The sequence below is a fragment of the Ruminococcus flavefaciens genome (assembly GCF_900108555.1).
Classification (GTDB): domain Bacteria; phylum Bacillota; class Clostridia; order Oscillospirales; family Ruminococcaceae; genus Ruminococcus; species Ruminococcus flavefaciens_P.
Genome location: NZ_FNWV01000005.1, coordinates 1 through 13,620 on the forward strand (window position 1 = coordinate 1; position 13,620 = coordinate 13,620).

Here is a 13,620-nt window from a genome sequence, read left to right on the forward strand (position 1 = left end):
GCGCCAAACAAATGAGCCATCTCGACGAGAGTTTCCTCATATGTTGTGAAATAGTCCTCGTAATCACCATACCACCATTTGCAACGTGAAAAATGAGAATATGTAGGAGCAGGAGTAAATTGCGAGCGTGTAATATTGCCGTAGCTGTCAATCTTTATGATGTCACCTTCGGCAGCTTCGATACGTTCAGAAGCAAATTTATGTAAGCCGACACGTTTCAGAGCATTTTTCATTATGCTCTCAGTGCTGGCGTATACGTAAAGACCAAGAGACTCAAAGTGGAGCAGGCATAACGGGTTGGAGCCTTTCACAAGGTACAGGTTGTTATTTTTATCAAGAAGGCTAAAAGTGAAGCTGCCTTGCACCTGCTCCGACATATAACGTAACGAATCAAAATCCAGTTTGTGCTGTGACTCAATGAGCTGCACCGCTATATACGAATCGGTTTCGATATCCGAGACAGGTAACTTTTTCTCCTTGCGGAGCTCCTTATCGTTATAGATAATTCCGTTGTGTGCCAGACTCCAGGAAATATCGCCTGTTGTCCCAAGAAAAGGATGATTGTTGTAATTGTATTTCTCATTGCCCTGAGTTGTCAAACGGGTATGCCCCATAACCGCTCTCGTGTCATCTGGCGGATTGAAATGAAGACGGTGAGCCGCTTTCGGGCGCTTGAAGATGACGATTTGTCCGTCCTTAATATAGCTTATGCCAGAGGCATCAGTCCCGCGCTCCTCAGCGGCGTTGGCAAGAGACTGTGTCAACTTTCTCAATACTTTGTTAGGTACTACTCCTTGGTAGTTCATCCAGCCAAATAAGCTGCACATTTTATCCCACCTCCTCAAATTTTACGTCGATACTTTGTGTATTCTTCTGGTTGAGGGAATCCTCTAATATTTCACCGACCTTATCCAACAGCACAGTTGCCGTAAACAAAGCGATTATTTTGAGTATTTCTCCAGCAGGTCCTCCTGTTGGTATCTTTTTTATTATTTCTATAGGTTTCATTATACTTCCTCCTGTATTTCGATTTCTTCATTTATGTAGAGCCTGCGTTCTTTCAGGTACTGTATAAGCTCAGGTTCATTTATCGTATCTACGAACTCTGACCATGACTGATTGGCAATGCCCTCATCAGTAAGAGAGATAGCGAGATCGCAGATATCATTTACAAGTTCTAATGCAGCAATGAGCGTGTTATGCTTGAGAGTACCGCGGAACAGGCGGAATTCTAAAGTTGTGTAGTTCATAAGGTTCACAGCTGCATATCTGCCGTTGTTTCCTTTCTTAGCCTTATCGAGAATCTCACGACCTGTCTTTTCGTAGCCATATCTGGCCGCCCATCGGTTAATACTGTACTCACTGCGTCGTGAGAACTTGAGCAATTCAGGCCAGTGGTGTTCAACGAAGTACAGTATCCTTGCAATAACTTCATCCTGCTCCTCTCTGCTGTCACCAAGGGAATCCCTGTTGACGTGAATGTGTAGTCCGCAGGTACTTGTCTGATGCGAGCGATATCCAAGATATATAGCCTTTTTCATTATCTCTTCCCACTGAAACTGCTTATGATATTCAAGGCTCATTGGGTGGCTTACGATTTCAAGTCCGTCATCGAGACTGCCGTCACCTTTTATATAAATTTTATCTTCGCCCTTGTTTGCGATAGCAAGTATCTCATCAGCATTATCACAATCCTTGCCAGCTCCGTCAATTTCAAGCTCAACGCCGAAATATCGGATTGAATCGCCTCCATAAAATATAGGCTCAGGTTTGTATCCATAGTCGTGGATACTTCTGTTTTTGTCTACCTCATCGTGATAGCACTCCGAGCAGTAACTATCACCATCGATGTTGTAGGCATCATCCTCATGCAACAGCACATCGCAGCAGCTACAGCGTGTATAGTGATTGTGATAGCAATGGCTACAGAGCGTTGTATCATCATCGCCATAGCTGTCATCGATCCAAATTACAGCTCCACATCTGTCGCAGGTATGAGGAACATTGTGATATGCAGGTGCCTATGTTTTCTATCCTTACGCGAGAAGCAGCGGGGACTGTACGAGATATACACGACCGTATGCCGCTTATACTGGATAAGGATAATATACTTGACTGGATACGTCCTGACGGAGATTCCAGCGCTATAGTAGAGAAAGCACTAACTAATCTGGTCTATGAGGGAGCTATTGAGTATCCTAGATTTCCACCTGAGACAATCAAAGCATAGAATAATACGTGAGCCGCCCATTGGGCGGCATCGCATGAAAGAATATATGTTGCTGAGAATCACTGAGTGGTTTTTAGAGTTTTTGAAGAATATTGCGGTTTTTGTTAACCGAGGTTAACGGCAAAGAAAATATTATAGATTTTAAAAGTTTATATATTCCAATGTTATTATGTATATTACGAACATCACGTAAAATAGTTGAAATCAAATTATTTATATGATATAATCTAAATGCTGCATAAATTGCAGGCAAGACAATACTTTTTGAAGTGTTATACTGAAAGAGCAGTCGACAAACACCCCAAAATCTGGTAGAATAATAATAACAAAACCGGAAAGGGAAAACGACTATGAAGTACAGTAAAGAATTCAAAGAAGAAGCATTAAAGCTCTCGGATGAAATTGGACTGAAAAAGGCTGCTCAGCAGTTAGGCATTCAGTATTACACACTATCAGACTGGCGTACAAAGCGAAATGCCGCTGCCAAAGCTAAGAAGTATCAGATGACCGATGATGAAGCAAAACTGCGTATTACAGAGCTCGAACGTGAAAATGCCGAGCTTCGCAAAGCAAATGATATTCTCAAGGACGCACTCGGTTTTTTCGCAAAAGACCGGAAGAAGTAAAGACAAGCGAACGTCACCTGTTCGTCAATGAGTTCCGTAACAAGTACGGAGCGAAAGCAATATGCAGATTTTTGAAAATCAGCGAATCAGGATATTATCGCTGGCTAAGAAATCAGGGCAAGCCCGGTGCAAGGCAGCTTCTTCTGGTCAAAATACAGGGAATTATTTCCGAGCATCCTGACAACAAGAATTACGGTGTCAGAAGGATGCAGGCAGCTCTTGCATAGCGTGGCACTCATGTAAGCCTCAGAACAGTATACCGCACTATGAGCGAAGCCGGGCTTATCCACAGGCACCGTAGACCTCACGGTATCACAAAAGCTGATACTGAAACTCAGAACAGAGAGAATCTGATAAAAAGAAATTTCAGCGCAGACAAGCCGCTGAAGAAACTGCTTACCGATATTACCGAGGTCCAGTGTTCTGACGGAAAGCTCTATGTTTCACCGATCCTCGACTGCTTCAACGGCGAGATCGTAGCTCTTGAAATGCGTGATAACATGAAGAAGGAACTTTGCATAGACACCGTAAAACAGCTGCGTGAGAAGTACGGTAGACTGGAAGGAAGTGTTCTCCACAGTGACCGTGGCTGCCAGTACACAAGCTACGCCTTCCGCAGGGAACTTGTAACTAATGGGCTCATTCAAAGCCTCAGCGGCACTGCTCATTGCTATGACAACGCCCGTATGGAGAGCTTCTTTGCCACGCTGAAAAAAGAAAAACTGTATCAGATCCCGATCTACAGAATGAAACGTGAAGAGGTCAAAACTGTCATCTTCAGATACATCTTCACCTACTACAACACACAAAGTATCAACAGCTTCAATGAAGGCGGCCTCCCACCTGTGGCATTAAGAACTTCAAAGCAGCTTACTCATCACGCTGCCTGACTCCGGCCTATCCAAGATTTTGGGTATTTTATGACTGCACTTTTCTTGACAATTCCACATATTGGGAATTATGGAAGCTGTAGGTTCCCCCTTAGAGCCATATGATTTTGATAATTGTGGTGAATTCAACGCAATTAATGCCGCTTTATTGGATAAAGCAGACCCTAGTAATTTGGTTATTGTATCCACTAAGAGGACGAAGTATTCCATAATGAAGCCATGTGATAATTGTAAAGCGCTATATAACGGCTATATTAACTACTTTATCACTAACTCATAAGATTAATTAAGACTGAAAGTGGAGGTTATATGATTAGTAATATTGAAGAAATACTCATTTCGGCTGGTTGGATTCCAGGCAGATGCATTAATATTGATTCGTACATGGAATGGTTTATTAGTGAGGGTTATTCACCAACTGAAAGCATAAAGAGTTTTTTGCATGAGTTTGGAGGTTTGACAATTTCAATACCTTATAAAAATAGTTTTGACCAAGGAGTTGCAACAAAGAAGGTAATTATAGATCCAGAAGAGAACGGGTTCGAGTACGAATTCATACACAAATACAATTCTTATTTTAAAGAACAACTTTTCCCTATCGGTACATCAGAAAGTACAATTGATTATTTTATGGATACAAATGGAGCAATATATGCAATATTTGGTGACGTAGGTGCTAAATGGGGAAATTCCATTTATGAGGTAATCACGAAAATCACAAATGGAAATATATCAAAATTTGTCTCTCTTTATTGATGATGTTAGCGAATTAAAATGGATCTCACAGCCTGCTAAGCTTGTGGAACGGAAGATAGTGCATCTAAATAACAACTCTGAGAAATGCATGTATTGCAAATCTCAGGGTTGTTCCTTTATCAGTTTCAATAGGTATATAGGGTATATTTTAATACAACACAATTTAGTTTGTTTTGATAATCCTTCATTCTTCATAGAAATCTCTGTGTTGTTGCTGACAAATCGACAGGCAGGGTGTATTTTGGACTCTCAAGTAATAATCCTAATAATCCAACGCTGCGTACAACCATAGACGATTGGCTTGTAGAAAGCTTGTTTCATATACTGTATGGATAGATAGAGGCGAATTCCATGCTCCATGTTCTCAGTGCCAAGATATGTATAAGGGCTTTATAAGCGGCTTTTTAGATTTGGAGTGATAAGTAGTGGACAATAGTAAAGATTTAGAAGAAATACTTCTTAATTGATGCTTATAAAATATAAGAGAATCTTCTCAAGATTATAATCAGTCTTGATCAGAACGAATAATTCTTATTATAAAGCTCCTCCGAAAGGAGGAGCTATCTTCTTATGTATTTACATTGTATAAGTGATATGGTATAATAGGTTACAAGAAACGAATAAGGAGCTATATATGGTAAATAAAGAGATTATCGACAGGGACACTTACCGAAAAAACAAGAAAATGAACCGAGAGGAGCTTACAAAGTTCATTCTGCAGTATGGTGATCAGTTACTATGAGAACAGGGGAAAAAATTGATCTTCCTGCTCTTGAGGCAGAGCTAAGTAAGATCAAAGGTATAGGCGGTAAGCGACTTGAGGAGATAATGGTTGTTATAGAGAAATTCTTTGAAGAATAGATATATCCAAGACTTATGGGACGGCTTGAAGCCGTCCTTTTATAATAGTATGATAATTGTTCGTGTGGAATAATTGAGCAAATAATAATTATACTGTAAAAAAACAAATCTACTATAGCTTTTCCCTTTCAATTATTGAAAAATCAATTGTCCATGTTTATCTTACATATGTAATCTCAACAGAACTGTCAGTGCCAAGATAAAGCTCCTTACATTAATCCAGCATGATCATTTTTCAGCACTCTTCTTGTTATAATTTTGAATTAATGAATCCTATATGAGAGTTTTTACAATCTCAAACGTCTATTTTACAGAAAGGTTTTTTATTACCTTAAAAAGCATGATAAAATCAAAGGAATGAGGGAATTACAATGAATGCAAAAAAATTACTGAAACGAAATCTTGCCGCTGTTGTATGTGCAGGAATGTTATTCAATCCTGTCATTACAGCTTTTGCCGCCGAAACTGAAGATACAAGTACAGAAAAAAATCCAACGATAGTTCTTAATTTCAAGGACTATGAAGTTGACAAAGAATACATAGGTCTGCAATTTGACCTGTATGCGTATGTATATGATAAAGAGAAAAATGAAACTATGGATTTTAACTGTGGAAACTACGATACCGGAGATAAAAGCAGTATCAGCGTTGAACTCCCAAAGGAGATTTTTAATACATTCAAAGACGAGAACAGATACGAAATAAGCTTTTATACCAACCCTACCAACGTTAGCGGTATATGTTTTGTTGCCAATTCCGACGATATTTACTATAAAGGCGAAGAAAACGAAAGTTATGATGTGATACTGGAAAAACATAATAACAACATAGCAATAATTACAGGTTCATTAACTCTCAATCTGCCTGAGAAGCTTGAATATAAGATCGGTGAAGAGCTCGATCTTACAGGCGGCAGTACATTCGGCAGTGGAGAAATCAGAAGTAGTTTAAATGATAGATCTTGTGGTATGTGGGACGATTTTGGCTCTCCATTGTCTTTGCACAGTTTAGATGCTTATGATTTCGATAACAGTAAACCGGGAGAATACATTATTAAATACATAAACCAAAAATCATATACCGTTAATGAAAATAGAGTTTCTGTAAAACCAAGTGAGTTTACCGTTACTGTAGTGGAGTCAGAGAGACCTGAAGGACCTACAGCAAAAATATCCATTGTTGATGCGGATACAGGTGAAAGCATCAAAGGTATCAAGGCAAAATTGTTTGAACATAATCAAAAAAACTACGATATTGAGCCGAATGAAGACAAGATCATCGCAATGTGGAATACTTCCGATATACCTGAAAGGCTGTTTACCGAAACAGATTTTTCCGCTGATAAACAATACTATATAGGATTTGAGAGCATTCCTGATAAATATCATGATAGTATGGTGCTTTACTGTGATGGTTATGAATTTAGTACAGAAGAATATTTCAGCTTTGAAGAAGATAACGAAAATAAAGACTGGACTCTCAGTATTAAAGCCAAAGAGGTCAAGCCTATACCTGCCGGTACTTTTAATTTCAGACTGTATGAAAGATACAGCGGATTACGTGAGGATTCTAATAATATAGGTGTTGCAGAAATAAAGGACAGCGACGGAAACTCAATAGGATTTTTCCCTCTTGACCGTGATTTTGAACTTCCCGACGGTGATTATTCATCAACTGTATCTATATTCTCGAAGGATTACAAGTGCTTTAGTGATGAAACTATCAATTTCTCAGTCAAGAACGGTAAAACTGAAACAACTCTTGATTATAACATTGAGAAGTGGAATTTTGCAGATATCGGAAACGGTGACAGCAATAATGACGGAACAGTTGATATGTCCGATATCGTCCTCATTATGCAGTCTCTGGCTAATCCTTCAAAATACGGTATTAACGGCACAGATGAAAACCATATCACAGAAGCAGGCAATCATCGTGCCGACATTGACGGAAACGGTGTTACAAATATGGATGCAGTAACAATACAGAAATATCTCCTTGGATATTTTGATATCAAATAACAACAAATGTTTCGCACAAAGAAACATAGATGTTCAGCACCATGGATCACAAGCTCACTCTCTACCATGACATGGGCGAATTCATAAATATAATCAGCGGTTATCAGTGGATGATACAGAACAAGGAAAACATCTATCTGTGCCTTTATTACAACTGGAACGATACAGTCTCCGAAACCGCAGGCATAATGCGCTCTGTTAGCCTGCTTGATGACCATGCCTCTTTTGAAATGGATCACTGCGGCTTGCCGCACTGCGCAGGAACAGCGGATATACCGATATGCTAAGGATCCGCAACAATATATACAGCTCCCGCGAAATAACACACGAATAGCAAAAGCCCAATACTCCCTTGTAACTATCTCCCTCGGTATCAGCAACATATCCGACAAATGCGGCTACCTCGACTACAAGTTCTTCCAGCAGCATTTTTCCGCAAATACGGGGATACCTGCTCTGCGATACAGAAATCTGATCAAGTGGTGATCTTATACAAATGAAAAAGGACGGCATTACGCCGTCCTTTTATAATATTTGTCCATGCGAAACAGGTCTAAAAACGCCTGTTTTCCATGAAGTTTATTTCTTTTCTTATTATATTCCCACCTGCATTAAATATGTAAGCTCCATTTTATGCTCCACAGATCTCATACTGTTTCGGGTAATTTTCCATTGTTGTTCCGGACACATCATATTACTAATATGCCACACTTTTAAATTATATAGCTCTCACAAATTAATTTGTGAGAGCTAATATTTTCCTACACTTTTCCTACAGTTTTAAGATTTTTTCTGCAAAGGTAATAAGCATCAAATCAGCTTTTGTCCTCGAAAAATAGGTACAAAACAGGATCCTACTCCTGTTTCATTCACTTTAGTTTCTTAGCTTAATGACATTAGCAGCAAGGCCTCTTTCCTTTATTTATTGACAAAAGGAATGATAGTTTACATGAGAATATATATTTCAGACAGTATATGTTCCGCCAACCGGAAAGCTTTTGTCTTTGCCAAGGAGATAATTCTGCAACAGAACAAGGTCTGCGATACCGATCTCCTTGTCACCGTTCACATCAGCTGCTGCAAGCATATTTTTACTGCTGATGGTGTTTTTGTCAATAATTGCCTTTTTCATGAGTACGAAATCAAACACATCTACTCTGCCGTCACTGTTGAGATCACCAACATAACCGGAAGTTGTCACATCCTGTATGTCTTCCTTTTCGGTGTAGTAATAATCAGCCTCGGGGACGTCCTTGTTATATACACGGAAATAGTCCATAGAGCCGTTCATACCTGCGCCAATGAGATAAACATCATTCGTGCCGATAACATCAATCGGCTCAGCAGAAAATTCTGCGGTTTCGGTTTTCAACTCATTGCCGTTATCGATCTTAAGAGTCGCCTTTCCGTCCGAAATAAGAACGCTGACAGTTATCCACTCTCCGAGTTTATATGCTTCATTGACCTTCACGCACTGATCTACGCCATAAAGTGCAACAGAGCCGTTTTCAGCTACAAGTGTTATTCCCTTATCCTCTGAGCCGAAACGGAAAAGTTCGCTCCTACTTTTGCTCCGAAGAAGGACAGCTGTCTGATATTCTGCAGTGTGAAGTGCAGTATAGGAACTGTCTGCAAGCAGATACTGCTCATCCGAACCCTCAAAGGTAAGCACTCCCTTGCCGGAGGTCATAGCCTTGCTCCATACCGGACTACCAATAGAAATACCGAATGTTGAGGTATACTCATCTGCTGCAATGTCAGTGCTGTCGGCAGCAAATTCCAGAGCCGCCATCTGGCCGTCAGTATAGGGGCGGTTCTGTGCATATTCATCGTAGCTCGTCCAGCCATACATGGAACCCTTTTGTATCGTTCTGCCGGAGTCATCATAGTAATCGCCGTCAGGCATTGCCTGCCCTGTTGCAGAGCCATTGCTCAGACAATATGCAACTCCCTTGACAGTCGCATTCCCGCTGACCGTGTACGTGTTAAAAACAAGACCACTTTCCAGAACTCTTGCATTGTCGGAGATGACTGCCGATCCCATTACACCGGCATTATCAGCTATTATAGCATTATCCTTAACAACTGCATTTTCTGCTACAACAGCGTGTCCTTTCACGACAGCATTGCCTGAGATCTTTGCATTTCCGCTGACTACAGCATAGCCGTCAATTATTGCATTGCCACTGACGGTTGAATATCCAAGCACCTTTGCATCAGCACCAACGTAAACAGATGGCTCGACCTTAGCTGTTGAAGCAACGAATCCTCCTCCGTTCGGATGACGCGAACCGTGTACAGCTGCAGCATCGTTCTGAGTCTGCTTTATGCCTGCACCCGTGATAATTGCTCCCCATGGATATCGTGTCTTGCTGAGAAACGGTGCATGAGCTTCATCAAATTCACCTGTTCCATACGCCCACGGAACACCTGTCTGCTGCCAGACTGAAATGTCAGGTGTAGCTGTGACGGTTAGATACGCCGCAGAGTCATTGCTGCCGAAATCCATATTCATAGTCTCTCCAGCTTTGAAAAGCTCAGAATAGCGTGTGGTACCGTCCTTCTGTTCAACTGCGATACAAGCCCGCCAGTCTGCGCCATTGGTCTTTGTCAGTCCTTCAAGAGTGACGGAAATACTGCTGCCCGTAACCTCGAGCGGTACGATGTTAACGCCGAACTGCTGAGGTGCACGTTCGGTCGGAACGGTATAATAGTCCTCCATGCCTATGGTATTTTCAAGGATAGTAAATATCTCTCCCCAGTTCCACTCGCCTCGTGCAAGAAGCTCGTTCTGACGTGACTGATAGTCCTTCTTGTGAGCAAGGTCAAGTGTTGCAAGTCTCTTTGTATAATGACCGAGGGTGTCTTTCATATCTGCACCTGATATACGCTCTATCTCTATGTATGGATATTCATCACGCTTACCCTGCTGCATAAGGTCTCTGACGAAGCTGCTGCCATAGCCGGGAAGATCATCCGGGTTTTCGGTGATGTACTGCAAAAATGCCCATGAAGCGTAATTATCACGGCCAAGTATCGACGTGAAGCAAAGATTCTTCATATAGGTCTCAAAGTAATCGGTTATGCCGTTCACATTCCCCCACTGACTACTGTAGTAATCGGAATAGAGAAACTGCTCACGATACCAGTTGGCAATTGCCTCCCACCAAGAAGATACGTATTTATTTTCGTTCCAGCCGAGTTGATGAGCTGTTACGACATGGCCGAACTCATGTGGGAGCACCCATGAAGGATTAGGAGAGTTCTGCATAGCACCCACGCAGCAGAACATGAAAGCATAACCCTGATTGTCATATCCCATATAAGCCCAGTCATCCGGGAATGGCTTAAGGCCGGTACCGGATATGTAGAAATTGACCTTGTATCTGTTTCCGTCACGGAGAGCCAGATTTACCGACTGTGTAGGAGCTTCCATGGAAAGGTCGTTCATATAGACGTCCCAGCAGGCTTCAAGGTTTTTAGCATTTTCCTTGAGAAACTGTGTGGTTATCTTCGCTGAATCAGCTCCGTTTTTGCCCCAGATGAACTGGAAATGTTCTGATTCCCAGCGATTGACATCTTCGTTTGCACACCATATATCCCGCGTCATCAGAGCATCAGCTGCTCCGGCAGTTTCAATGCAAGCTGATAATGGTACTGTGCTTAATGAAAGCGCCGCCGCCAATACGGTCGCTGCTGTTTTTCTTGCTGATCTGAACATCAATGATCCCTCCGTTAGTATTACGGTATGCCTATTACCGTTTTTCCTCATGTCGGCAAGGGAGAAGGTGCCTGAAGATCCGATACTCCGCTCCCTGCACACTGCATATGCTTTTCCTGTCACTTATATGATAGCATGACATTTTTATCTTTTCAATAACATTTTAAACACTCCGACTGACATAATACAGAATCCTTGTTGACAGAAAGCAGCATCGTAATGTATAATAAATGAAAAGGAGGCGGTATCATGAAACGTATAGGTGTAGTAATACCTTCGATAACAGACGATCTGCAGACACAGCTTCTTGATGGCATTTTCAAAACTGCCTCTGCCGCGGATTGTGATGTAATAGTGCTGACAACTATGACAAACGGACTGGAATTTCACGTTCAGAGTGAGATAATGGATGGAGAAGAAAGCATTTACTGTCTTCTTGAACGAGCTGCACTGGACGGAGTGCTGATCGCTTCGCAGTATTTCGTCAAAGAGAGCGTCCGCCGCATGGTATTGGAAAAGATAAGGCGGACCGGAATTCCGTGCATTGACCTTGGCGGCAGTTCCCTTGGCTTTGAAACTGTCTCTGTACCGCAGGATGATGCTGTATATGAGCTGACGTGTCACCTGATAGAAAAGCACGGGTGCAGAGAACTGATGTTTCTTGCCGGACATGAAGGCAATCCTGATTCAGAGCAGCGTATGTCCGGTTTCCTCCGCGCAGTAAATGAACACAACTGTACACATGAGATATTCTATGGAGACTTCTGGAAGATGCGTGCAAAGGAGCTTGGTAATGAGTTAATACATCACAAAAGGAAGTGTCCTGATGCTGTTGTATGTGCAAATGACATAATGGCAGTAACACTATGTGATGTTCTGCAGAAAGGCGGCATCAATGTCCCCGGCGATATCATTGTAACCGGCTTCGACGGGCATATCAGTGCGATATCAAATTTTCCTTCTGTTACTACGATAGGCGGTATTATGTCAGAAACGGGCAGAGCCGGAACAGAAAAACTGCTAAGAATTAGCGGAGGGATGCCGGTTCCGGACTCTGGAAACGATTTACACATAATCTATGGTGCAAGCTGCGGATGTGTAGAGAAAATGGCTGATTATCAGACAGCAGCACTACAGGTACGTGAGCAGATTCGGCGTGACACTGAGGTCAGCGATATGCTCGAAATGCGAATCAATGCTGATGTTATAACAAGAGCTTCAGCCGTTGAGTCTCTCTCTGAGCTGACTGATATCGTTGACCAGACAGCACACATAATCAAAAGCTACCGCTCACTGCATCTTTGCATTCTTCCCGATTGGGACAGCGAACCTGAACAGCCGGATATATGCCGTACAAAGCCATATCCCGGACAAATGCTCTGTGCTGTTACAAAGGAGGCATGGAAGGACGGCAAAAGCGGCTCATTGTTTCCTACGTCACAAATAGTGCCAATGCTTGCAAAGCCTCATGAACCTGTTCTGTTGATACTTCTGCCGCTGCACGCCGCATCACAGGTTTTCGGATACTGCGGATTTGTCTATGAAAAAGCAGCAGACTTCAAGGCATCGGTCATGCTTTTCAACCTTCTGAGTTCCGTGGCAAACGGTCTGCGTATCCTGCGGCACAGACTATATGCGGAGTATCTGCAAAAAACGGTAGAAGAAGCTTCAATGTACGATAAGATGACTGATATGCTCAGCAAAAAAGGGCTGCTGCTTTATCTCGAGAACCAGGAGCAGACAAGCAGAAATAACGGCATAATGCTCGTTACTATCGCTATGCTTACGGCTTCACCGAACAACATGAGCAGCAGTATAATGACCGATAACGTACTTCAGTCAGAGCTTTTGCTTGCAAATGCGATACGTCTGATATCAGGACGGAAGTATCAGACTGCACGTCTCGACAAAAGAACTTTTGCAATAGTTTTTTCTCTTGAGGAAGAAACACCTGAATACTATGCAGAAGAACTGATGATACAGCTTGAAGTACTCATACGCAAAATGCAGGAGGGTTCGGCGGCTGCATTTCTTCCTGAGCCGTACTATGTCTGCGGAGAGGTGTCATATCCGGCTGAGAAATGTCTCTCTGAGCTGTGGGAGTCGCTTAGCAGCAGTATGCCTGCGGAAAAGGGATTTACAGGTATCAGTCAGCTCAAAAAGCTCAGGCGTGAGATACACAAGGCGCCTGAGCTTGACTGGAGTCTCTCTGTACTCGCCAAACGGCTGAACATCAGCAAAAGCTATGTTCAGAAACTGTACAAGGAGCATTTCGGGGTCAGTTATATTGATGACCTGCTTGAAGCACGTATAGGTATGGCAAAGAAGCTTCTGTTAACGACCGATCTGCGTGTCAGCGAGGTTGCCTCTTCCTGCGGATATCAGAACGCTACTCACTTCATGCGTCAGTTCAGAGCGAAGACAGGAATGTCTCCATCTGAATACAGAGAAAGGCAATAATGGGATGTTGTGCCATTGATTGTTAGCGCCAAACATCCCATGCTTATTAATATAA

The 13,620-nt window shown here is 42.2% G+C and carries 12 protein-coding genes and 1 pseudogene; 9 read left to right on the top strand and 4 right to left on the bottom strand.

Annotated elements, in window-relative coordinates; genetic code table 11:
- The 3 genes from BLW60_RS08085 to BLW60_RS08095 all read right to left on the bottom strand — a co-directional run.
- Window positions 1-827, bottom strand: an 827-nt coding sequence (locus BLW60_RS08085) for a class II glutamine amidotransferase (protein WP_074716669.1), incomplete at its 3' end; no start/stop codon positions are given.
- Window position 828: 1 nt separating this feature from the next.
- Window positions 829-1,008 (bottom strand): hypothetical protein, encoded by a 180-nt coding sequence (locus tag BLW60_RS08090; protein WP_074716205.1) that lies wholly within the window; start codon window positions 1,006-1,008, stop codon window positions 829-831.
- Complete coding sequence (locus tag BLW60_RS08095) at window positions 1,008-1,880, bottom strand: amidoligase family protein (RefSeq protein ID WP_242872849.1); 873 nt, start codon at window positions 1,878-1,880, stop codon at window positions 1,008-1,010. Before BLW60_RS08095 ends, BLW60_RS08090 begins: the two co-directional genes overlap by 1 nt.
- A 131-nt stretch (window positions 1,881-2,011) precedes the next feature.
- Here BLW60_RS08095 and BLW60_RS08100 point away from each other — a divergent pair, with 131 nt between their 5' ends.
- From BLW60_RS08100 to BLW60_RS08130, 8 genes and pseudogenes are all read left to right on the top strand, one after another.
- On the top strand, window positions 2,012-2,230 hold the full coding sequence (locus BLW60_RS08100; protein ID WP_074716207.1) for an SOS response-associated peptidase family protein: 219 nt from the start codon (window positions 2,012-2,014) through the stop codon (window positions 2,228-2,230).
- A gap of 350 nt (window positions 2,231-2,580) precedes the next feature.
- Window positions 2,581-2,856 (top strand): transposase, encoded by a 276-nt coding sequence (locus BLW60_RS08105; RefSeq protein WP_028516357.1) that lies wholly within the window; start codon window positions 2,581-2,583, stop codon window positions 2,854-2,856.
- Window positions 2,857-2,927: 71 nt separating this feature from the next.
- Window positions 2,928-3,083 carry a hypothetical protein gene (locus BLW60_RS16995; protein ID WP_207645923.1) on the top strand — a complete coding sequence of 52 codons (156 nt, stop codon included), beginning with the start codon at window positions 2,928-2,930 and terminating at the stop codon, window positions 3,081-3,083.
- A gap of 15 nt (window positions 3,084-3,098) precedes the next feature.
- A pseudogene (locus BLW60_RS08110) lies at window positions 3,099-3,746 on the top strand (IS3 family transposase); the annotation flags it as partial.
- Window positions 3,747-4,055: 309 nt separating this feature from the next.
- Window positions 4,056-4,502: an SUKH-3 domain-containing protein gene (locus BLW60_RS08115; protein WP_074716213.1), complete on the top strand. Its 447-nt coding sequence runs from the start codon at window positions 4,056-4,058 to the stop codon at window positions 4,500-4,502.
- A 738-nt stretch (window positions 4,503-5,240) separates the two neighbouring features.
- Entirely contained in the window at window positions 5,241-5,363 is a 123-nt protein-coding gene (locus BLW60_RS17265; RefSeq protein ID WP_278289908.1) for a hypothetical protein, read from the top strand.
- 371 nt (window positions 5,364-5,734) lie between these two features.
- Complete coding sequence (locus BLW60_RS08125; protein WP_074716215.1) at window positions 5,735-7,384, top strand: dockerin type I repeat-containing protein; 1,650 nt, start codon at window positions 5,735-5,737, stop codon at window positions 7,382-7,384.
- 41 nt (window positions 7,385-7,425) lie between these two features.
- Window positions 7,426-7,671: a hypothetical protein gene (locus BLW60_RS08130; protein WP_139283388.1), complete on the top strand. Its 246-nt coding sequence runs from the start codon at window positions 7,426-7,428 to the stop codon at window positions 7,669-7,671.
- A 677-nt stretch (window positions 7,672-8,348) separates the two neighbouring features.
- Here the strand turns inward: BLW60_RS08130 and BLW60_RS08135 are convergent.
- Window positions 8,349-11,105, bottom strand: coding sequence for a DUF6055 domain-containing protein (locus BLW60_RS08135; RefSeq protein WP_074716219.1), 2,757 nt, complete (start codon window positions 11,103-11,105; stop codon window positions 8,349-8,351).
- A 249-nt stretch (window positions 11,106-11,354) separates the two neighbouring features.
- Between BLW60_RS08135 and BLW60_RS08140 the strand changes: the two genes are divergently transcribed.
- Window positions 11,355-13,565 (top strand): helix-turn-helix domain-containing protein, encoded by a 2,211-nt coding sequence (locus BLW60_RS08140; RefSeq protein WP_074716222.1) that lies wholly within the window; start codon window positions 11,355-11,357, stop codon window positions 13,563-13,565.
- Window positions 13,566-13,620: the final 55 nt, after the last annotated feature.

Excerpts from the sequence above, each read along its gene's own strand:
- BLW60_RS08105 (WP_028516357.1), top strand. The coding sequence starts at position 2,581 with ATGAAGTACAGTAAAGAATTCAAAGAAGAAGCATTAAAGCTCTCGGAT.
- BLW60_RS08140 (WP_074716222.1), top strand. The coding sequence starts at position 11,355 with ATGAAACGTATAGGTGTAGTAATACCTTCGATAACAGACGATCTGCAG.
- BLW60_RS17265 (WP_278289908.1), top strand. The coding sequence starts at position 5,241 with ATGAGAACAGGGGAAAAAATTGATCTTCCTGCTCTTGAGGCAGAGCTA.
- BLW60_RS08125 (WP_074716215.1), top strand. The coding sequence starts at position 5,735 with ATGAATGCAAAAAAATTACTGAAACGAAATCTTGCCGCTGTTGTATGT.
- BLW60_RS08130 (WP_139283388.1), top strand. The coding sequence starts at position 7,426 with ATGGATCACAAGCTCACTCTCTACCATGACATGGGCGAATTCATAAAT.
- BLW60_RS08100 (WP_074716207.1), top strand. The coding sequence starts at position 2,012 with ATGCAGGTGCCTATGTTTTCTATCCTTACGCGAGAAGCAGCGGGGACT.
- BLW60_RS08135 (WP_074716219.1), bottom strand. The coding sequence starts at position 11,105 with ATGTTCAGATCAGCAAGAAAAACAGCAGCGACCGTATTGGCGGCGGCG.
- BLW60_RS08090 (WP_074716205.1), bottom strand. The coding sequence starts at position 1,008 with ATGAAACCTATAGAAATAATAAAAAAGATACCAACAGGAGGACCTGCT.
- BLW60_RS08115 (WP_074716213.1), top strand. The coding sequence starts at position 4,056 with ATGATTAGTAATATTGAAGAAATACTCATTTCGGCTGGTTGGATTCCA.